The sequence below is a fragment of the Nonomuraea aurantiaca genome, from assembly GCF_020215705.1.
Taxonomy (GTDB): Bacteria; Actinomycetota; Actinomycetes; order Streptosporangiales; family Streptosporangiaceae; genus Nonomuraea; species Nonomuraea aurantiaca.
Window position 1 is genome coordinate 183,933 of the sequence record NZ_JAIWNB010000004.1, and the last position, 18,126, is coordinate 202,058.

The following is an 18,126-nucleotide window of genomic DNA, read 5'->3' on the forward strand; positions in this document are numbered from 1 at the left end:
ACGGCCGCGTTCTTAGCCGGCTACGTGGATTCTGTTGCCCGGCGTCACCTGAGCCCTGCCTGCCGTCAGGGTGGCCAGCCAGTCCGTGAAGGCGGCCGTCTCGTCGTCCGCCACCGCCACCGTGAAGACGACCTTACTGCCGTAGGACACCTCCCTGATGGGGTGTCTCGATGCCCTGAGGTCGTTCTCTATGCGGCCCGCCTGGTCGTGGGCCACCGTCACCTGAATGAGGGTCGCCGGGATCATCCTGGTCGGTCGTGCCTGGTCCAGGGTCTCCGTCACCGCGGAGCTGTAGGCGCGGACCAGGCCGCCGGCGCCCAGGAGGGTGCCGCCGAAGTAGCGGGTCACCACCGCAACCACGTCGTTGAAGCCTCTGCCGGTCAGGGCCTGGAGCATGGGGGTGCCCGCCGTGCCACCTGGTTCGCCGTCGTCGTCGCCCTTCCGGTGGTCGCCGATCACGTAGGCCGTGCAGTTGTGGGAGGCGCTCGGGTGCAGGTGGCGGCGGTCGGCGATGAAGGCCGAGGCTTCCGCGGGTGTCCTCGCCGGGGCGACCGCGCAGACGAACCTGGAGCGACGGGCCTCCGTCTCGTGCTCGATGGCGGCGCTGAGGGTGAGGTAGGAGGACACGTCCACAGATTAGTGCTCGCCGGACAGGCCCTTCGGGCTGGCATCCCCCGCCCGGACGTCCATCATGGGCTGCGACCGCTCTCCGTACCGACGCTTTCCGCTGAGGCTGACGCTGGTGCCGAGGGCGAGCCCACGCCACGTGACCGGTCCATCTGCCGCCATTCACGGCGCAACCCGGTCAGCCCGATGCTGAGGAAGTAGACCGCCCCGCACGTGACCAGCACCGGCGGCAGTCCGGCGGCGGCCACCGCCGCGCCGGCCATGAGCCCGCCCAGGGGAATCCCGGCGAAGGCCAGCGAGTCTCCCAGGGCGTTGACCCGCCCCAGGAGCCGCCGCGGCACCCGCTCGAACAAGATCGCGCCCAGGATCGGGTTGATGAGCCCCGCGCCGAGGCCGCTCAGCGCGAACACGACCAGCATCGCCCAAACCGGCGCGTCCATCGCCAGGACCAGGAACCTCGGCGGCCCCGCCACCAGGAAGGCCACGAAGAACACGACCCGCCGCCGCATCCGATGCGCCACCGCGGCGGCCACCAGGCTCCCGCCGACCGCCGCCAATCCCATGACGCCGCTGTTCAGCCCGATCACGGCCGGGCCGTGGCCGGACTCCCGGGCCCACACCGGGACGAGTACCTGGGCGAAGGCGGCGTCCAGCAGGTTCGTCACGGCGACCATGAGGGTGAGGGCCAGCAGTATCGGCTCGGCGCGCAGAAAGGCGACCCCCTCGGCGAACCGCCGCCAATAGCCTGCCGCCCGCTCCCCCTCGCCACCCGCCGAATCACGGGCCGGGTCCTCCCCAGGCTCCCGTACAGGACTCGGCCCGCCCTGGGTGTCTGGCGTCCGCCCGGGGACCGAGCTGCCCTTAGTCTCTTGCGTCCGCCCGGGGACCGGGCTTCCCTGGGTCTCTGGCGTCCGGACGGGGAGCGGTGCGTCCGCGTACGGTGCCTGGGCGCGTGGCAGCGTCCACACGATGACGACGGAGCCGAGCGTGAAGCAGGCCCCGCTGACCGCCAGCCCCACCAGCGGACCGGCCAACGCCACCAGCGCCCCGCCCATCGCCGGACCCAACGTGGCGGCCAGCCGTTCAGTCACGCCCGACAGTGCCGCGGCCCGCTCCAGCGGTATCCGGCCATGATCGGCCGCCTCCGGCACCATGATCTCCTTGGCCAGGTCGCCGGGCCCGCGAGCCGCGCCGATCAGCGCCACCAGCCCGAGCAAAGCCGGGAAGGCCAGCAGATCGCGCGCGTGCAGCAGAGCCACGGCCCCGGCCCCGGCGGCGCTCACCACGTCGGCGACCCACGAGACCCGGCGCGGGCCCAGGTGATCGACCAGCGGCCCCGCGAGCAGCTTGACCAGGACGTACGGAGCCATCTCGCAGAAGGCCACGAGCCCGGTCATGGCGGCGCTGCCGGTCGTGACGAGCACGAACCACGGCAGCGCGATGGCCGAGACCCGGGTGCCGGTCAGCGACGTCGCCATGGCGGCCAGAACGCCGGCCAGCGGGCGTAAGGACCGCCCGGTCACAGGAGGAGTCATGGCAGATCCGGCTCCGATCCGGCCGGCTCCGGCAGCAGGTGCATGACGAGCGACACGCGTTCGGCACCCTCAGCCGTCTCCTCGGACGCGTCACGCCGGTAGCGGTCGATCACGGACAGCAGTTCCTCACTGAGCCGCCCCGCCTCGTCCGGGGTGAGGCGGAGCGCCCAATGGCTGATGTCCAAGGCGTCGAACCAGGGGCGGGGCATGGTCTGCAGTTCGTTCAGCGCACGCTGTGTCAGCAGGCTGTGCGCTGCCGCCACGGAGCGCAGGTAGGCCATCAGCGCCTCAGGCTCCTGCCTGGCCACATCGCTGGAGGTCAGCCGGGTCACCTCGTGCACCGCCCGCCACCACCGCTCCCTCGCGTTGCCGCGTTCGGTGTCCTCCTCGACGAAGCCCGCCGCCGCCAGCCTGCGCAGGTGGTAGCTGGCCGTACCGGAGTTGACACTGAGGCGCTCGGCCAGCCGAGTGGCCGTCGAAGGACCGTACTTGCGCAGTAACTGGAGCAGTTCCACCCGCACCGGGTGGGCGAGGGCCCGGAGGCCCTTGGCATCGAGAACGACGACTGATGGCATGCCCTCATCTTAGATTGCCAACATCTCTTCGCAAAGAGTTCTTCGCGAAGAGATGTTGGCAATCGTCTGCCCCGCCATCGACGTCCGTCCGCTAGTGCGCCTTTACATTGTAGATTTCATAGCGACGCAAAGTGCGATCCTGAATCCCCCTTCACCCCCTCGCCCCCCGAAGACCCTCCGGAGATCGGCGGCTATCGCCTGGTGGGGCACCTGGGAGCCGGTGGCATGGAGCAGGTCTACCTCGCCAGCACGCAGAGCGGCAGCCGACGAGGCGAAAGGCACGTCTTCGGCCAGAGCACGATCGGTCTCGTCAAGATGACGAAGGTCAGCGAGAGTGACAGTGACGACATCACTATGGACCTGACAGTCCGGCAGCGCTGACGCCTACTCTTGAAGTCATGTCCGTGACGCCCTTGCGGGGCGGGCCGGCGCGCGAGGCCGAGCTGCTCGGCGTCGTGCTCGATGTGCTGCGCGAAACCGGCTACGACCGGCTGACCATCGACGCCGTGGCCGCACGCGCCAAGGCGGGCAAGCACACCGTCTACCGGCGCTGGCCGTCCAAGGCGGAATTGGTGGTGGCGGCGTTCGTCAACGCCGTCTCCACCACGCCGGTGGCACCTGACACGGGTGAGCTGCGGGCCGATCTGCTCGGGCTGATGGAGTCGCTGGTGGCCGAGCTGGCCCGGCTGGGCGACATCGTCGCCGGCCTGGTCGGCGAGCTCCTGCACAACGCCGACCTGGCCCGCGCGGTGCAGCAGAACTACGTCGCGACCCGCCGCCGGTTGACGCTGGAGGTCTTCGAGCGGGCCTGGAACAGGGGCGAGCTGTCCCGCAGCGCCGACACCGACCTGTTGTGGCAGGTGGGACCGGCGGTCCTGTTCTTCCGGGCACTGGTGAGCGGCGAGCCCGTCGACGGCGAACTGGCCCGGCGCCTCGTGGACCACGTCGTGCTACCCCTGGCACTCGATCGCCGATAGGCCTCCTCGCCACGCCTGCCCAACCCCGCGCCAGGCCCGTTCAGCCCTCGCTTAGCCACCGCCGACCGTCACATGGATCGAGACGGCCGCGTGACGAACCACCGCCTAGGACCGCCGCCGGGCGCGGTACGCGCTGGCCTTGGCGCGGTTCTGGCACGACAGCCCACAGAAGCGCCGCGAGGCGTTACGCGTCACGTCGAAGAAGACCAGCGAGCACCCCTCCGCCTCGCACGACCGGAGCCGCACCCCCTGCCCCACCCCGATCACCATGGCCAGCGCGGTGCCGATGTCGGCGGCCCAGGCTTCGACCAGCGAGGCCCCCGGCTGATGGAAGGCCAGCATGGGCGGCTCCCCGCTCAGGTGGGCGACGGCCCCGTACCGTACCAGCAGCGCGTTGAGCGATCCGACGGAATCGGGACCGCCGCCGAAGACGGGCCGCAACTCGGCGGCCACCTCCGCGAGGTGGTCGGCATCGGCGGCGGTCAGCGCCCCGGCGGGCGGCCGCTCAAGACGCGCCGTGGCATCGAGTACGGCGGCACGGCGCGCGGCCCCGTCGGCCGGCGGCTCAAGGTCGCGCCCATGTGCCTCACCCACGGCGAGGACGTTCACCAGGAGGACGGCGAGCTCCACCCACCGGCCAACATAACTGTCTATTTGCGATTGACCAGTGATGCGCCAGGAGTCTATCGTCACTGCCATAGCTTATCTAGACAGTGAGGAATCGGCATGTCCATCGATGGAAGACTCGCCCGGCGCATGTGGCACCAGCTGGAGCCGATCCACGCGGCGCTGTACTTCTCCCCGCAGGCCTTCGAGGAGGCGGCGGCGATCGGCTACGACGTGGAGTCGCGCTGGCCGAGCTACTTCGCCTACCGCACCGCGCCGTTGGGCCGTGCGGGCACGAACCTGGCCTTCGCCACCTATTACAGCTTCAGCCCGCGGACGATCGCCGAACACGTTCCGGCCGTCTGGGACACCGCGAGCCCCGAACAGGTGCTGCGAGCACGCCACCGGGCCGTGGACCGTACCTATCGGGCCATGCTCGGCGACGGCGACGGGGTCGGGGCGCTCGGCGAGGCCGCTGAGCTGGCCCGGCAGGTGGCTGAGAGCGTGACGGTGGGCGGACGGCCGTTCGCCGCCGCCAACCTGGACCTGCCCTGGCCCGATGAGCCGCACCTGGCGCTCTGGCACGCCGCCACCGTGCTGCGCGAGCACCGCGGCGACGGCCACCTGGTGGCGCTGCAGGCGGCGGAGCTGGACCCGTGCGAGTCGCTGGTCTCCTTGGCCGCGATCGGCGGCGCCCCGGTGGCCAACTTCGCCGGGCGCGGCTGGAGCGAGAGCGAGTGGGCCGCCGCCCAGGACCGGCTGGCCGGGCGCGGCCTGGTGGACGGCGAGGGCCAGGCCACCGACCAGGGCCGGGCGCTGCGCGACCAGGTCGAGCGGATGACCGACGACCTGGCCGCCGAACCGTGGCGGCGGCTGGGCGAGCAGCGCGCCGATCGGCTGGCGCAGCTCATCCAGCCGGTTCTGGGAGCCGTCTTCGAGGCGGGCATTCTCCCGATGACCAGCACGCTCGCCATCGCCACCGTGAAGGTCCCCGACTGACCGATGTACCCCGGCCGGTCGGCCAGCGCGCGCGGACCGGGCTCAACCCCGGCGAGCAGGCCGGTCGAGCGCGGGAAGAACGGTGTCGAGCACCCTGCGCAGATAAGCCTCGTCGGGTAGCGGGAGGTGGACCATCAGGCGGTGGAAGATCGGCCCGTACAGCAGGTCCATGATCACGTCCAGATCGGTGTCGGCCGGAAGTCGTCCCTGCTCCTGGGCCTTGCGCAGGCGGTGGTCGAACTGCTCGACACGCGGGCCGATGCACTGGGCATGCAGCTGCTCGGCGAGGTCGGGGTCATGTTGGGCCTCGGTGAGTACGCCGATGAAGGCCGACCGCGTGCGCGGCGCGCTCAGCACATCGATGACCCCGGACAGCTGAGTACGCAGGTCGGCGGCGAGATCGCCGGTGTCCGGGAAAACCGTCGCCTGCACTGCGGCACCATGGACCGCTTCCAGGACGACCGCGCCTTTGGACGGCCACCACCGGTAGACCGTTTTCTTGCTCACGCCCGCACGAGCGGCGATGCCTTCCACCGTCACCTGCGCATATCCCTGCTCGGCGCACAGATCGAGCGCCGCGTCGAGCGTGGCGCGACGGCTCTTCTCGCTGCGGTGCTGCGGATTCGGTGGAATGGCGCCCCCTGGGTCTTCCTGCACGGCAACCCCGGCTCGTCCCGGCTGTGGCGCAAGGTGCTGCCCGCGGTCGGCGCAACCGCCCGCCTCCTGGCCCCCGACCTCATCGGCATGGGGCACTCGGGCAGGCCGGACGTGCCGTACCGGTTCGGCGACCACGCCCGCTACCTGGACGCCTGGTTCGAGCGGATGGGCCTCGATGAGGTGGTGCTGATCGGCCACGACTGGGGCGGCGCGCTGGCCTTCGACTGGGCGGCCCGGCACCCTGGCCGCGTCCGCGGCGTGGCCTTCTTCGAGACCATCGTCCGGCCGATGTCCTGGAGCGAACTGGGCGAGGGCCCGCGCACCCGCGCGGAGGCCATGCGCGGACCGCAGGGCGAGAAGCTGGTGCTCGACCAGGACTTCTTTGTGCGCACGGCCTTCACGGGCGGCGTGCTCAACCCGCTCCCCGAGGAAGAGCTCCGTTCCCGACGCCCCACGGCGATGTCCTGACCTCGCCACGCGCCTCGCCGGAAACTTCGCCCGTTGGTGAAGCCCGTAGAATCCGCCTGTGAGTCGTGACGAGGAGGCCGTGCGCCACGCGGTCGAGCGGATGGCGCGGATCTTCTCCGACTGGGGCCTGCCGCCCATGGCCGCGCGGGTGCTGTTCACGATGATGGCGGCCGAGGAGCGGACGCTGACGGCCGCCGAGCTCGGCGAGCGGCTCGGCGTCAGCCCGGCCGCCATCTCCGGCGCGGTACGCCTGCTCACGCAGATGCGCCTGGTGGTGCGCGAGCCGGTGCCCGGATCCCGCCGCGACGTCTACCGCCTGCCCGACGATGCCTGGTACGAGCTCACGCTGACCAAGATGCCGATCTTCCGGCAGATCACCGGCGAGGCGTCGGCCGCGGTCGAGGCGGTCGGCGGCGACGCCACCGTGGCCGGCGCGAACCTGGCCAGGATGCGCGACTACTTCGAGTTCGTGGAGCGGGAGCTGCCCCAACTCCTCGGCAAATGGCGCGAACGCTAGCCCCTGCCGTACTTCTTGTGCACGGCCTGCTTGCTCACCCCGATCGCGTTGGCGATCTGCGCCCACGGCAGCCCGGCCACCCTGGCCCGGCGCACCTGGACCGCCTCCATGCGCTCGAGTTCGTGCCGCAACGCGGTGGTGGCCTGCAGCGCCCGCAGCGGATCCTCGTCCTGCGCCTGCCGCATCAGCGTCGCGAGGTCGTTCGTCATCCCTTTAAGGTAATCCCCCTTAACGTCGTCCAGCGCATGGTCATCGCGAATCCAGGACGAGCCTCAGGCCGAGCCCGATCAGGACGACGCCGGAGAGCTGCTCCAGCCGCCGCCTGACCGCCGGGCGGCCGAGGAACGCCTTGGCCTTGGCGACGGTCCAGATGAGCAGGCCGTACCAGAGCAGGTCCACGAGCACCCAGACGACGGCGAGCGTGACCAGAGTGAGCGGGACGTTCTGCCCGCGCGGCACGAACTGCGGCAGGAACGACATCGCGAACACCGCCGCCTTCGGATTGGCCAGGCAGGTCCCGAATCCGGCCAGGAACGACCTGCGCCGCCCGCTGACCGCGTCCACCTCGACCGGCGGCGAGTCCTTGCGGCGGGCCTGCCAGAGCGACTGCGCGCCCATCACGACCAGCAGGACCGCGCCCGCGACGCGCATCACGTCATAGGCCACCTGCGAGGCCAGCACCAGCGCCGACTGGCCGAACGCGGCGGCCAGTCCCCAGATCAGGATGCCGGCCTCGTTGCCCAGGGTGGCGGCCAGGCCAGAGCCGCGCCCGGCCCGCAGGGTCTGCCTGAGGATGATCGCCGTACTGACCCCGGGAACCATCGCCACCAAGATGCACGCGCCCACGAATGCGATGAGATACATGCAGGGCATCGTGGCAGAATCGCCCGGATTCAGCCGTAGATTTTTCCGAGCTCCGCGATCGCCTCGGCCATCAGCGCGCGCAGTTCGGGTGGTCCGAGCACCTCGACGCTCGCCCCGAGCCGCAGCAGCAGCCAGCGGGCGTGCGTGAGCGACTCGATCGGCACGGTGAGCGTCCGCCAGCCCTCCGCGTCGGGCTCGCCGCCCTCGGCCAGCGCGGCGGTGACGACGTCGTTGCCCATCGTGTACGCGAGCAGGCTGTCCGTGCCGGGGGCGACCTTGATGACGGCCTCGGCGGTGTACATGCGCTCGCGGAACTCGCGCGAGTAGTCCCGCCAGAAGTCGCCGAGGTCGAAGCCCTCGGGCCGGTCGAACCCGCCGGGCCGAGTCTCCAGCGCCAGGATGCGCGCCACCCGGTAGGTGCGCGGCGACTGCCCGTCGGGGGCGGCGATCAGATACCAGGAGCCGCCCTTGAGCACGAGCCCGTAGGGATTCACCTCCCGCTCGACGTCCTGTTTGCCCCAGCGCCGGTAGGTCATCCGCAGCCGCCGCTGCTCCCAGACCGCCGCGGCCACCTCGCTGAGATGCGGCACGTCGTCGGCGTCGCGGTACCAGCCCGGCACGTCCATCAGGAAGCGCTCGCGCATCCGGGAGGCGTGCGAGCGCGGCTCGGGCGGCAGCGCGGCCAGCAGTTTCAGCTCCGCGCTCGCCACCACCTCGGACAGCCCCAGCTCGGCGGCCGGCCCGGGGAGGCCGGCCAGGAACAGCGACGACGCCTCCTCGGCCGTCAGCCCGGTCAGCCGGGTGCGGTAGCCGTCGAGCAGTTGGTAGCCGCCCGCCGGGCCGCGATCGGCGTAGACCGGCACGCCGGCGGCCGACAGCGCCTCGACGTCGCGATAGACGGTCCTGACCGACACCTCCAGCTCCGCGGCCAGGTCGGTGGCGGTCATCCGGCCGCGCGCCTGCAGGAGCAGCAGGAGGGAGAGCAGACGGCTGGCGCGCATGGCCCCATTGTATTGCGCACATTCATCATGTTTGTATGAACACATGGAACGTGTGATGTCCATCATGAACACCCTCCGCACCCACGACAGCGTCTCGGTCGCCGAACTGGCCGCCGAGCACGGCGTGTCGGAGATGACGATCCGCCGCGACCTGGACGAGCTGGCCCAGCAGGGCGTGCTGCGCAGGGTCAGAGGCGGCGCGCTGTCCCTGTTGCTGCGTGGCGAGGAGCCGCCGTTCGGCGTGCGGGAGTGCGAGGCGGTCGAGACCAAGCAGCGGATCGGTGCCGAGGTTGCCGGGCTGATCGCCGACGGCGAGGCGGTGCTGCTCGACGGCGGCACGACCGCGCTGGAAGTGGCGCGCGCGCTGCTGGACCGCCGGCTCACCGTGCTCCCGCTGGCGCTCCAGTCGGTGACACTGCTGGCCGCGGCGCCGCGCGTACGGCTGGTGCTGCCCGGCGGAGAGGTACGGCAGGGCGAGCTGAACTTCATGGGCCCCCTGACCGAGACCTCCATCAAGGCCCTGCGCTTCGACACGGCGGTGATCGGCTGCTGCGGCCTGTCATCCGAGCACGGGCTGACCGCCCACGACCTGCCGGAGGTGGCCGTCAAGCAGGCCGCCATCGCCGCCGCCAGGCGGGTGGTCGTGGCGTGCGACTCGGGCAAGTTCGCCAGGACGGCGTTCGGCGCGGTCTGTCCGATCTCGCGGCTCGACGTGGTGGTGACCGACGACGGCATTCCGCGCGAGCAGCACGACGCCCTGGTGGCCGCCGGGGTCACCGTCCGCCTCGTCCAGGAGTCGCCGTGAACCGCGCCCGGATCGTCGTCCGTCTCGTTCGGGAGCCTCAGTGAACCGCGCCCGGATCGCCGTCTGCCTGCTGTTCTTCCTGGCCGGGGCCGCCGTGGGCACCTGGACGGCCCGGATTCCGGCCATCAAGGAGGACCTCGGGCTGAGCGACGGGCGGCTGAGCCTGGCGCTGCTGGCCATCGCCGCCGGGGCGGTGGCGGGCATGCAGGCGGTCGGCCGCCTCGTCGACCGCTACGGCAGCAGCCGCGTCATGATCCCGGCCGCGCTGCTCCAGGGAGTCGTGCTCGTCCTGCCCGCCTACGCCGTGAACCTGGGCACGCTGGCCGCGGCGCTGTTCGGGTTCGGCGTGGTGCACGGGGTGCTGGACGTCTCGATGAACGCCAACGCGGTCGAGGTGGAACGCGCGTGGGGGCGGCCGATCATGTCGTCGTTCCACGCGGTGTTCAGCATCGGCGGGTTCGCGGGCGCCGCGGCCGGCGGGCTGTTCGCGCACCTGACGCTCTCCCCTACCGTCACGTTCCTGTCCGTCGGGGCGGTGGTCGCGCTCCTGGCCGCGTGGGCGGCGGCATGGGCGCTGCGCTCCCGGCCCGCCCCGGTGATCCCGGCGGACGGGGTACGCACGGGGCTGCCCAAGGGCATCCTCTTCCTCGGCGTACTGGCGTTCTGCTGCCTGGTGGGCGAGGGCGCGGCGGCCGACTGGAGCTCGGTCTACCTGCGGGAGGACCTGGCCGCGTCCGCGGGGTTCGCGGCGGCGGGATATGCCGCGTTCTCCATCATGATGACGGCCGGGCGCCTGGCCGGGGACCGGCTGGCCGCCCGCTTCGGGCCGGTGGCGCTGGTGCGCGGGTGCGGGCTGCTGGCCGCCGCCGGGCTGGGACTGGCTCTGACGATCGGGCATCCGGTGGCGGCGGTGGCCGGGTTCGGGTGCTTCGGGGCGGGGCTGTCGTGCATCGTGCCGCAGGTGTTCTCGGCCGCCGGGCATCGTGACCCGGCGTTCGCGGGGCGAGCGCTGGCGAGGGTGGCGAGCATCGGCTATCTGGGGTTCCTGTCCGGGCCGGTGCTCATCGGGGGCATCGCCGAGCTCTCCGGGCTGCCGCGGGCGCTGGCCGTACCGGCACTGCTGGCCGCTTTCGTGGCGCTGGCCGCGACCGCGCTGCGCACTCGTACGGCCGAGCCGGTCGACTCGTAGCCGGTCGGGTCCTAAGCCGGTCAGGTGCTCTGGTCGGTCAGGTCTAGCCGAACTGCTGCCAGCCCAGCCTGATCACCATGGCCACCACCACGCACAGCAGTACGATGCGGACGAAGCCCGTGCCGCGCTTGAGCGCCATGCGGGCGCCCACCTGCGCGCCGGCCACGTTGCAGACGGCCATCCCCAGGCCCAGCCCCCACAGCAAATGCCCCTGCCAGCCGAACACGAACAGCGCGCCCAGATTGGTCCCGGTGTTGATGATCTTCGCCGAGGCGGACGCCGACACGAAGTCGAGTCCGAGGATCGTGGTGAACGCGATGATCAGGAACGTCCCCGTACCCGGCCCCATGATGCCGTCGTAGAAGGCGATGCCCACGCCCGCGATCGTCACGGCCGCCACGACGCGGCCGTCCGTCCGCAGATGGGGCTGCGGCACCGAGCCCATCGCCGGCCGCAGCGTCACGAAGGCGGCCACCCCGACCAGCACCGCCATCACGGCGGGACGCAGCACCTCGGCCGAGATCGCGGCCGCGGCCAGGGCGCCCAGCCCGGCGCTGATCACGGCCAGCCCCACGCCGGGCAGCGCGACCGCCCGGTCCAGCTTGGTGGTGCGCGCGTAGGTCACGGCGGCCGAGGCGGTGCCGAAGACGGAGGAGAGTTTGTTGGTGGCCATCGCTTGTACGGGCGGTATGCCCGTCACCATCAGCGCGGGCAACTGCACCAGCCCGCCACCGCCCACGACGGCGTCGACCCAGCCCGCGCACAGGGCAGCCGCCAACACCAACACCACATGCTCCAGCGGCACGCCACTCCCCCGATTTCCCCTGAGAACCGCCAGAAGCGTATATGTCCTGCTTTAGCAGTCGGACAGGTGGGATGCCCCTTTACCCCGAAGGACTCGGGACGGCCGCTTCGCACCAGCTCAAAGCAGACCGCCCCGCAGGTCCTCGTCATCGCCCCGCGTCAGCGAGCGACTACCAATGGCGGCTTCCGCATCTCAGCGAGCGGCCACCAGCGTCCACCTCGCACTTCAGCGGGCGGCCGTCAGTGTCCGTTTCCGGGAGGCGTAGATGTCGTCGATCAGGTTGTAGGAGCGTGCCTGCTCGGCCGTGAAGATCCGGTCCCGCTCGATGTCCTTCCTTATCTCCAGATCCGTCTTGCCCGTGTGCCTGGCCAGAATGGCCTCCTGCTGGTCGCGCATGCGCAGGATCTCCCTGGCGTGGATCTCCATATCGCTCGACTGGCCCCGGCCGCCCTCGGTGGCGGGCTGGTGCAGCAGGACGCGGGCGTGCGGCAGGGCGGCGCGCTTGCCGGGCGTGCCCGCCGCCAGCAGGACCGCGGCGGCCGAGGAGGCCTCGCCGATGCAGACGGTGTGGATCTCCGGCCGGACGAACTGCATCGTGTCGTAGATCGCCGTCATGGCGGTGAACGAGCCGCCCGGCGAGTTGATGTACATGTTGATGTCCTGGTCGGGGTCGAGCGACTCCAGCGTCAGCAGCTGCGCCATCACGTCGTTGGCGCTGGTGTCGTCGATCGGCGTGCCCACGAAGATGACCCGGTCCTCGAACAGCTTGTTGTACGGGTTCATCTCCTTGATGCCGTAAGAGGTGCGCTCGGTGAACGAGGGCAGCACGTAGCGTCCGCTCATGTCAGTTCATCCCCTGGGCCATGTGGTCGACGAATCCGTAGTCGAGCGCCTCCTGCGCGGTGAACCAGCGGTCGCGGTCGGAGTCTGCCTGGATCTGCTCCAGCGGCCGGCCGGTGTGCTGGGCGGTGATCTCGGCCAGCCTGCGCTTGGTGTAGAGCAGGTTCTCCGCCTGGATCTGGATGTCGCTGGCCGAGCCGCCGATGCCGCCGAGCGGCTGGTGCATGACGATCCGCGCGTTGGGCAGCGCGTAGCGCTTGCCGGGGGCGCCGGCGCAGAGCAGCAGCTGCCCCATGGAGGCGGCGAAGCCCATCGCGACCGTCGCGACGTCGCACGGGACGAACTGCATCATGTCGTAGAGAGCCATCCCCGCGGTCACCGATCCGCCGGGCGAATTGATGTAAAGCGTTATGTCCCGGTTGGGGTCCTCGGCCGCCAGCAAAAGGAGCTCGCCGCACAGCCGATTGCATATCTCGTCGTCGACCTCCTGGCCGAGAACAAGTATGCGTTCCTTCAGCAAGCGCTGGCTTACCTGGTCAGGCCAGGCCGCACGCTGGGTCTCCGTCATGGAATCGCCTTTCTCTCGAACTATTCAACGACGCTAGACCCGGGCCGCCGGAATTCCAGCTCCTTTTCGCTGGGGGCGCATTTCTCTAAAGGCGCATTCCACCGAGAGCGAATAACCATCGACATACAATCGCGAGTGTGAGATGGAACCTGCCCCGGCGATGGGCGTGCCTGATCCTCGGCGGCGCGCTGCTGATGCCGTACATGATGGCCGGGGTCCTCACGTCGGGCCTGCTCCAGGGCCGGTCGGTCAACATGTATCTGCCCGCCCAGCTCGGGGTGTTCGCGGCGGTGCTGCCGGTGGTGGCGGTGACCGGGCTGTTCCTGCCGGTACGGGCGCTGGAGGTGAGCGCCGCCCAAGGGCTGCTCGGCGCCGGCATGGAGACGCCGCCCAGGCAGGCGCGCCGGTCGTGGGAGGAGCGGTGGCGCACGACCGCCTGGTACACCCTCCATCTGGGAGTCGGCGGCGTGGCGAGCGGGTTCACGCTGGCCGGGATTCCGTTCACGGTCTTCACGTTCGCGGTGCCGTTCGTCGGCGGGCCCGCGCGCCTGCTGGGGTTCGACGTCGAGCCGGGCTGGGCCGCCCTGTACTGGCCCCTGATCGGGCTGGCCGTGCTCGGCGCGGTGGTGCTGGTGGCGGCCGGCGGGGGCACCCTGCTGGCCCGGCTCGCCCCCGTGCTGCTCGGCCCGACCCCCGGCGAACGACTGGCCGCGGCCGAGCGTCAAGCCCGTACGCTGGCCGAGCGCAACCGGCTGGCGCGCGAACTGCACGACTCCGTCGGCCACGCCCTGAGCGTCGTCACCCTCCAGGCCGCCGCGGCCGGCCGGGTGCTCGACCGCGACCCGGAGACGGCCAGGACGGCCCTGACGGCCATCGAGCAGTCGGCCCGCGCCGCCCTGGACGATCTCGACCACGTCCTCGGCGTCCTGCGCGACGGCTCCCCGCCCCCGGAGGCCGGACCGCCGCAGGCGACGCTGGCCGATCTCGGCGACCTCGCCGCCGCCACCGGCGCTGACGTACGCCGCGAGGTGGGCGACCTGACCGGCGTGCCCGCCGTGGTCTCCAGGGAGGCCTACCGCATCGTCCAGGAAGCACTGACCAACGCCATCAGACACGGCCAAGGGCCGGTACGCCTGACCGTCGCCGTACAGGACGACGACCTGAGAGTGGAGATCACCAACGGGACCGCCGCGCACGGCGCCCGGTCGAGTGGTCGGCCGAGCGCACAGACCAAACAGGCCGATCAGTCGGGCACGCAGGCCACGCGGCCAGGCATGGAACCGGACAGCCGACCGGCCGCCGGCCCCGGCACAGAGCCCGGCGGCCGGTCGGGTGGTCGGGGTGTGACCGGTATGGGGGAGCGTGTCCGGCTGCTGCGCGGTGATCTGGAAGCGGGACCCGTGGAGGGCGGCTGGCGAGTGTCCGTCCGGCTGCCACTACGGTCGGTTCCGTGACACCCCCATGGTCGGCACCCTCACGGTCGGCACAGCCACGGTCGACGCCCCTGCGATCGGCGCCCCGGCGGTCGCGCTCATGACGCTCAAGGTCGTGATCGCCGACGACGAGGCTCTCATCCGGGCCGGTCTGCGCGTCATCATCGACGCCGAGCCGGGGCTGAGCGTGGTCGGCGAGGCCGGTGATGGCGCCGCGGTGGTGCCCGTGGTGCGCCGCGAGCGGCCCGACGTGGTCCTGATGGACGTACGCATGCCCGCCGTGGACGGCATCCAGGCCACCCGGCGCCTGGTGGCCATGGACGAGGCGCCCAAAGTGCTGGTGGTCACCACGTTCGAGAACGACGACTACGTCTACGAGGCGTTGCGGGCGGGCGCCAGCGGGTTCCTGCTCAAGCGGACCAGGCCCGACGAGCTGGTCCACGCGATCAAGCTGGTGGCGGCCGGGGAGTCGCTGCTGTTCCCGGCGGCGATCCGGACGCTGGCCGGCCGCCGGTCTCCCGACGCCCGGCCCGCCTCGGTGCCCGGCATCGGGCGGCTGACGGGCCGTGAGGGTGACGTGCTGCGGCTGATGACCAGGGGGCTGTCCAACGGCGAGATCGCCGCCGAGCTGGTCGTCAGCCAGGAGACCGTCAAGACGCACGTCGGCAACGTGCTCACGAAGCTGGGCGCGCGAGACCGCACCCAGGCCGTGATCGCCGCTTACGAGTCGGGCTTCGTCTCACCGAGCTGAGACGAAGCCCCAGCTCGACCAAGCCTCCCTCGCTCAGATTCAGCCTCACCCCGCTAGGACGAAGCCTCACCCCGCTAGGACGAAGCCTCATCCCGCTAGGACGAAGCCTCGCCCCGCGGCACGATCTGCGACAGCGGCAGCGCCGTGCTCTCCGCGACCGTCATCCCGGTGGCGGCCAGGTGCGCGTCCACCAGCCGCAACCCCACCGCATATCCCGCCATGTCGGGAATGCCGCGAGGCTCCTGCCCGAACCGCGACACCGTGGTGTCCCCCAGCACGTACGCGGACGTGAGGAGCATGCCCTCCAGATCGAAGTCGGTCATGATCTTCTCGTAGGCCCGGTCCAGCTCCTCGCCGCCGACCATCGACGACCACGGCCCCATGGCCTCGGCCCCCGACAGCTCCCGTACGAACGCCTCCGCCAGCCCTTCGGAGATCACGTGCTCCCCCACCACCGGATGCCACGGCACGTTGGTGTACCGCGCCTGGTGGTGGAACTCGTGGACGGCACAGTGCGCGATCCTGCCGATGATCTCCTCCGACGGCCACCCGAGCAGGTACAGCAGGCCAGGTGAGCTGCCCATCCCGTAGTAGCCGCCCGTCACCTTCATCAGCTGCTCGCTGGCGGGATCGCCCAGCACGAACAGCACCCGCAACGAGTCGGGCAGCTTGAGGCCGGCCAGCCGATCGGCGGCCCGGTGCAGCTCGTGCTCGATCTGCCCCAGGACGTCCGCCTCCATCATGGCGTGGAGCGCGGGCAGGTAACGCGGGTCCTCGGCGTCCACCCGGAAGCCGCTGCCCTGGTGGTGGATGTCGACGATGTCGCCCGGCATCGGGATGACCTGGCGGATGGGCGCCAGCAGCTCGCGCAGCAGGTCGGGGCGCCGCTCCAGCGGCTGCTCCAGCAGCTCGGCCATGGGCGTGAGCGTGTCTTGAACGATGAACTCCATGTCCACGGACGCTAGAACCTCACGCAACGTGAGGCTCAAGCCGAAAACCCACGACCCGGAAACCGCGCCCCGCACAACCGGCGAGCCGGGAGATCAGAGCGGCGAGCCGTCTCCCGTGTCCTCGCCGGGCGACGGCCCCGGCGTGGCCTGCCCGCTCTTGCTCGGCGCCGGCGTCTGGCTGGGCGTCGGCTGCTGCGGCTCCCGCGTGGCCGGTGTCGGGGGCGCCGTCGGCTGGAAGTTCGTCGGCGGCAGGGGCCTGGGCAGCGGCTCGGTGTCCTCCCTGCCCATGATCAGCAGCAGCGCGATCACCGTACCGAGCAGCAACAGCACGGCCAGCGCCAGCGCGGCCAGCAGCACCCGCCGGCGCGTCTCCGTGAGCGGCCGGCGTCCACGCGGCTGCCCGGGCAGGGCGGGGGCGCGGTCGGTCAGCCAGTACGGCACGAAGTCCGGGCCGTGCGCCTGGCCGATAAGGGTGCCGCCGACCATCACCGGCTCCAGGAACCACTCGGCCCCCTGCCGGCCCGGCGCGTACGGCACCGCCACCCAGGGGGCCGTGCCGGTCTCCATCGCCAGCACCTCCGGCGCGCCTTCCAGCACCGCGGCGCGCGTCTTGGTGGCCCGGCCGAGCCAGCCGCGCATGCCGGCCGGCGCGGCCTCGCGCATCGCGGTCACGAACCGTTCGCGCGCGGCGGCGTCGAAGGCGGCGCCGCGGGTCAGCACGGCCAGGGAGACGGCGCGCCCGTCCGCCCCCTGTCCGAGGTAGACGAAACCGGCCGGCGCCGAGTGCAGGCGGGCCTGCACCACGAACGGCCCCAGCCGGGGCGGATCTCCGTACTGCAGCGGACTGGCCACGTTTGCCATGAAAGCACAGACCGGCGCCGTGCACGTTTGCGGGACGTTTGGTGGAATGGCGTCATGAGCGTCGCCGAAGATTTGCCAGACGAAACCGATGCGGCCGTCCTGCGTCAGACTCTTGACGAGGTCCGGCGGGTGATCGTCGGCCAGGACCACATGGTCGAGAGGTTGGTCGTCGCGCTGCTGGCCCGCGGTCACTGCCTGCTGGAAGGCGTGCCAGGCGTCGCCAAGACCCTCGCCGCGTCCACCTTGGCCACGGTGGTGGGCGGCACGTTCGCCCGGATCCAGTTCACCCCTGACCTGGTGCCGAGCGACATCGTCGGCACCCGCGTGTTCCATCCGTCCAACGAGAAGTTCGACGTCGAGCTGGGTCCGGTGTTCGTCAACTTCCTGCTCGCCGACGAGATCAACCGGGCGCCCGCCAAGGTCCAGTCGGCGTTGCTGGAGGTGATGGCCGAGCGCCAGGTCACGCTGGCCGGGGTCACCCACCAGCTGCCCAAGCCGTTCATCGTGCTGGCCACCCAGAACCCGATCGAGTCCGAAGGCGTCTACCCGCTGCCCGAGGTGCAGCGCGACCGGTTCCTGTTCCGCGTGCGGGTGCCGCACCCGACCGCGCACGAGGAGCTGGAGATCCTGCACCGCATGAGCGTCACCCCGCCGACGCCCGAGCGGGTGCTGGACCCCACGCGGCTGATGGCGCTGCAGGAGGCGGCCGAGCAGATCTCGGTGCACCAGCTCGTCGCCGACTACGTCGTACGGCTGGTCATGTCCACCCGCTCGCCCGCCGAGTACGGGCTGGGCCAGCTGGCCGACACCATCGAGATCGGCGTCAGCCCGCGCGCCACGCTCGGCCTGGTCTCCGCCGGGCGCGCCCTGGCCCTGCTGCGCGGCCGCGACTATCTGCTGCCCGACGACGTACGGGACGTGGCCGTCGACGTGATGTCGCACCGGCTCATGCTCACCTTCGACGCGCTGGCCGACGGCGTCGATCCCGAACAGGTCGTCCGGCAGATCCTGCACGCCGTACCGCCGCCCCTCGTCGTGTGGAACCAGAACCGATGACGGTGACGGGACCGGAACCGATGACGCGGACGGAGCACGGCC

General features: G+C 71.2%; 23 protein-coding genes. 10 read left to right on the forward strand and 13 right to left on the reverse strand.

Annotation, left to right across the window (positions count from 1 at the left end; all coding sequences use genetic code 11):
* Positions 1–12: 12 nt before the first annotated feature.
* From LDL49_RS12670 to LDL49_RS12680, 3 genes are all read right to left on the reverse strand, one after another.
* Complete coding sequence (locus LDL49_RS12670) at positions 13–627, reverse strand: YigZ family protein (protein WP_225291195.1); 615 nt, start codon at positions 625–627, stop codon at positions 13–15.
* A gap of 62 nt (positions 628–689) precedes the next feature.
* Positions 690–2,162 carry an MFS transporter gene (locus tag LDL49_RS12675; protein WP_225291196.1) on the reverse strand — a complete coding sequence of 491 codons (1,473 nt, stop codon included), beginning with the start codon at positions 2,160–2,162 and terminating at the stop codon, positions 690–692.
* Complete coding sequence (locus tag LDL49_RS12680) at positions 2,159–2,737, reverse strand: ArsR/SmtB family transcription factor (RefSeq protein ID WP_225291197.1); 579 nt, start codon at positions 2,735–2,737, stop codon at positions 2,159–2,161. Before LDL49_RS12680 ends, LDL49_RS12675 begins: the two co-directional genes overlap by 4 nt.
* Positions 2,738–2,962: 225 nt before the next feature.
* On the opposite strand from LDL49_RS12680, the gene LDL49_RS12685 reads away from it, so the two are divergent.
* A complete protein-coding gene (locus LDL49_RS12685; protein WP_225291198.1) occupies positions 2,963–3,118 on the forward strand; it encodes a hypothetical protein in 156 nt (51 codons plus the stop codon).
* A 17-nt stretch (positions 3,119–3,135) separates the two neighbouring features.
* Complete coding sequence (locus LDL49_RS12690; protein ID WP_225291199.1) at positions 3,136–3,714, forward strand: TetR/AcrR family transcriptional regulator; 579 nt, start codon at positions 3,136–3,138, stop codon at positions 3,712–3,714.
* 105 nt (positions 3,715–3,819) lie between these two features.
* On the opposite strand, the gene LDL49_RS12695 is transcribed toward LDL49_RS12690, so the two are convergent.
* Positions 3,820–4,344: a CGNR zinc finger domain-containing protein gene (locus LDL49_RS12695; RefSeq protein WP_225291200.1), complete on the reverse strand. Its 525-nt coding sequence runs from the start codon at positions 4,342–4,344 to the stop codon at positions 3,820–3,822.
* 96 nt (positions 4,345–4,440) lie between these two features.
* Between LDL49_RS12695 and LDL49_RS12700 the strand changes: the two genes are divergently transcribed.
* On the forward strand, positions 4,441–5,319 hold the full coding sequence (locus LDL49_RS12700) for an SCO6745 family protein (RefSeq protein WP_225291201.1): 879 nt from the start codon (positions 4,441–4,443) through the stop codon (positions 5,317–5,319).
* 42 nt (positions 5,320–5,361) lie between these two features.
* On the opposite strand, the gene LDL49_RS12705 is transcribed toward LDL49_RS12700, so the two are convergent.
* The gene (locus LDL49_RS12705; RefSeq protein ID WP_225291202.1) at positions 5,362–5,976 is read right to left on the reverse strand and encodes a TetR/AcrR family transcriptional regulator; all 615 of its coding nucleotides are present in this window, start codon (positions 5,974–5,976) and stop codon (positions 5,362–5,364) included.
* Between LDL49_RS12705 and LDL49_RS12710 the strand changes: the two genes are divergently transcribed.
* A complete protein-coding gene (locus LDL49_RS12710) occupies positions 5,932–6,444 on the forward strand; it encodes an alpha/beta fold hydrolase (protein ID WP_308016114.1) in 513 nt (170 codons plus the stop codon). The two genes, LDL49_RS12705 and LDL49_RS12710, sit on opposite strands and share 45 nt — an antisense overlap.
* 58 nt (positions 6,445–6,502) lie before the next feature.
* Positions 6,503–6,961 carry a GbsR/MarR family transcriptional regulator gene (locus LDL49_RS12715; protein ID WP_225291203.1) on the forward strand — a complete coding sequence of 153 codons (459 nt, stop codon included), beginning with the start codon at positions 6,503–6,505 and terminating at the stop codon, positions 6,959–6,961.
* On the opposite strand, the gene LDL49_RS12720 is transcribed toward LDL49_RS12715, so the two are convergent.
* Genes LDL49_RS12720 through LDL49_RS12730 form a run of 3 tightly spaced genes read right to left on the reverse strand, consistent with a single transcriptional unit; the run spans position 6,958 to position 8,826 of the window.
* Positions 6,958–7,170, reverse strand: a complete 213-nt coding sequence (locus LDL49_RS12720) for a hypothetical protein (protein ID WP_225291204.1) — start codon at positions 7,168–7,170, stop codon at positions 6,958–6,960. The two genes, LDL49_RS12715 and LDL49_RS12720, sit on opposite strands and share 4 nt — an antisense overlap.
* 40 nt (positions 7,171–7,210) lie before the next feature.
* Positions 7,211–7,825, reverse strand: coding sequence for a LysE family translocator (locus tag LDL49_RS12725; RefSeq protein WP_225291205.1), 615 nt, complete (start codon positions 7,823–7,825; stop codon positions 7,211–7,213).
* Between the two features lie 29 nt (positions 7,826–7,854).
* Positions 7,855–8,826 (reverse strand): helix-turn-helix transcriptional regulator, encoded by a 972-nt coding sequence (locus tag LDL49_RS12730; RefSeq protein WP_225291206.1) that lies wholly within the window; start codon positions 8,824–8,826, stop codon positions 7,855–7,857.
* Between the two features lie 43 nt (positions 8,827–8,869).
* Between LDL49_RS12730 and LDL49_RS12735 the strand changes: the two genes are divergently transcribed.
* On the forward strand, positions 8,870–9,631 hold the full coding sequence (locus tag LDL49_RS12735) for a DeoR/GlpR family DNA-binding transcription regulator (RefSeq protein WP_263654938.1): 762 nt from the start codon (positions 8,870–8,872) through the stop codon (positions 9,629–9,631).
* Between the two features lie 40 nt (positions 9,632–9,671).
* Complete coding sequence (locus LDL49_RS12740) at positions 9,672–10,820, forward strand: MFS transporter (protein WP_225291208.1); 1,149 nt, start codon at positions 9,672–9,674, stop codon at positions 10,818–10,820.
* Between the two features lie 43 nt (positions 10,821–10,863).
* Here the strand turns inward: LDL49_RS12740 and LDL49_RS12745 are convergent, their stop codons facing one another.
* From LDL49_RS12745 to LDL49_RS12755, 3 genes are all read right to left on the reverse strand, one after another.
* Positions 10,864–11,625, reverse strand: coding sequence for a TSUP family transporter (locus tag LDL49_RS12745; protein WP_225291209.1), 762 nt, complete (start codon positions 11,623–11,625; stop codon positions 10,864–10,866).
* A 225-nt stretch (positions 11,626–11,850) separates the two neighbouring features.
* Complete coding sequence (locus LDL49_RS12750) at positions 11,851–12,468, reverse strand: ATP-dependent Clp protease proteolytic subunit (RefSeq protein ID WP_225291210.1); 618 nt, start codon at positions 12,466–12,468, stop codon at positions 11,851–11,853.
* 1 nt (position 12,469) lies between these two features.
* On the reverse strand, positions 12,470–13,033 hold the full coding sequence (locus LDL49_RS12755) for a ClpP family protease (RefSeq protein WP_225291211.1): 564 nt from the start codon (positions 13,031–13,033) through the stop codon (positions 12,470–12,472).
* A 137-nt stretch (positions 13,034–13,170) separates the two neighbouring features.
* On the opposite strand from LDL49_RS12755, the gene LDL49_RS12760 reads away from it, so the two are divergent.
* The gene (locus tag LDL49_RS12760) at positions 13,171–14,487 is read left to right on the forward strand and encodes a sensor histidine kinase (protein ID WP_225291212.1); all 1,317 of its coding nucleotides are present in this window, start codon (positions 13,171–13,173) and stop codon (positions 14,485–14,487) included.
* A 79-nt stretch (positions 14,488–14,566) separates the two neighbouring features.
* Positions 14,567–15,217 carry a response regulator transcription factor gene (locus tag LDL49_RS12765; RefSeq protein WP_225291439.1) on the forward strand — a complete coding sequence of 217 codons (651 nt, stop codon included), beginning with the start codon at positions 14,567–14,569 and terminating at the stop codon, positions 15,215–15,217.
* A 95-nt stretch (positions 15,218–15,312) separates the two neighbouring features.
* Here the strand turns inward: LDL49_RS12765 and LDL49_RS12770 are convergent, their stop codons facing one another.
* Positions 15,313–16,167 (reverse strand): DUF2268 domain-containing putative Zn-dependent protease, encoded by an 855-nt coding sequence (locus LDL49_RS12770; RefSeq protein ID WP_225291213.1) that lies wholly within the window; start codon positions 16,165–16,167, stop codon positions 15,313–15,315.
* A gap of 93 nt (positions 16,168–16,260) precedes the next feature.
* Positions 16,261–17,028 (reverse strand): hypothetical protein, encoded by a 768-nt coding sequence (locus tag LDL49_RS12775; RefSeq protein WP_225291214.1) that lies wholly within the window; start codon positions 17,026–17,028, stop codon positions 16,261–16,263.
* 54 nt (positions 17,029–17,082) lie between these two features.
* Here LDL49_RS12775 and LDL49_RS12780 point away from each other — a divergent pair, with 54 nt between their 5' ends.
* A complete protein-coding gene (locus LDL49_RS12780) occupies positions 17,083–18,084 on the forward strand; it encodes an AAA family ATPase (RefSeq protein WP_225291215.1) in 1,002 nt (333 codons plus the stop codon).
* Positions 18,085–18,126 lie beyond the last annotated feature (42 nt).

Coding starts and splice junctions, on each gene's coding strand:
- LDL49_RS12780 (WP_225291215.1), top strand. CDS start 17,083: ATGAGCGTCGCCGAAGATTTGCCAGACGAAACCGATGCGGCCGTCCTG.
- LDL49_RS12675 (WP_225291196.1), bottom strand. CDS start 2,162: ATGACTCCTCCTGTGACCGGGCGGTCCTTACGCCCGCTGGCCGGCGTT.
- LDL49_RS12765 (WP_225291439.1), top strand. CDS start 14,567: ATGACGCTCAAGGTCGTGATCGCCGACGACGAGGCTCTCATCCGGGCC.
- LDL49_RS12750 (WP_225291210.1), bottom strand. CDS start 12,468: ATGAGCGGACGCTACGTGCTGCCCTCGTTCACCGAGCGCACCTCTTAC.
- LDL49_RS12755 (WP_225291211.1), bottom strand. CDS start 13,033: ATGACGGAGACCCAGCGTGCGGCCTGGCCTGACCAGGTAAGCCAGCGC.
- LDL49_RS12725 (WP_225291205.1), bottom strand. CDS start 7,825: ATGTATCTCATCGCATTCGTGGGCGCGTGCATCTTGGTGGCGATGGTT.
- LDL49_RS12690 (WP_225291199.1), top strand. CDS start 3,136: ATGTCCGTGACGCCCTTGCGGGGCGGGCCGGCGCGCGAGGCCGAGCTG.
- LDL49_RS12680 (WP_225291197.1), bottom strand. CDS start 2,737: ATGCCATCAGTCGTCGTTCTCGATGCCAAGGGCCTCCGGGCCCTCGCC.
- LDL49_RS12730 (WP_225291206.1), bottom strand. CDS start 8,826: ATGCGCGCCAGCCGTCTGCTCTCCCTCCTGCTGCTCCTGCAGGCGCGC.
- LDL49_RS12720 (WP_225291204.1), bottom strand. CDS start 7,170: ATGACGAACGACCTCGCGACGCTGATGCGGCAGGCGCAGGACGAGGAT.
- LDL49_RS12735 (WP_263654938.1), top strand. CDS start 8,870: ATGGAACGTGTGATGTCCATCATGAACACCCTCCGCACCCACGACAGC.
- LDL49_RS12775 (WP_225291214.1), bottom strand. CDS start 17,028: ATGGCAAACGTGGCCAGTCCGCTGCAGTACGGAGATCCGCCCCGGCTG.
- LDL49_RS12700 (WP_225291201.1), top strand. CDS start 4,441: ATGTCCATCGATGGAAGACTCGCCCGGCGCATGTGGCACCAGCTGGAG.
- LDL49_RS12685 (WP_225291198.1), top strand. CDS start 2,963: ATGGAGCAGGTCTACCTCGCCAGCACGCAGAGCGGCAGCCGACGAGGC.
- LDL49_RS12770 (WP_225291213.1), bottom strand. CDS start 16,167: ATGGAGTTCATCGTTCAAGACACGCTCACGCCCATGGCCGAGCTGCTG.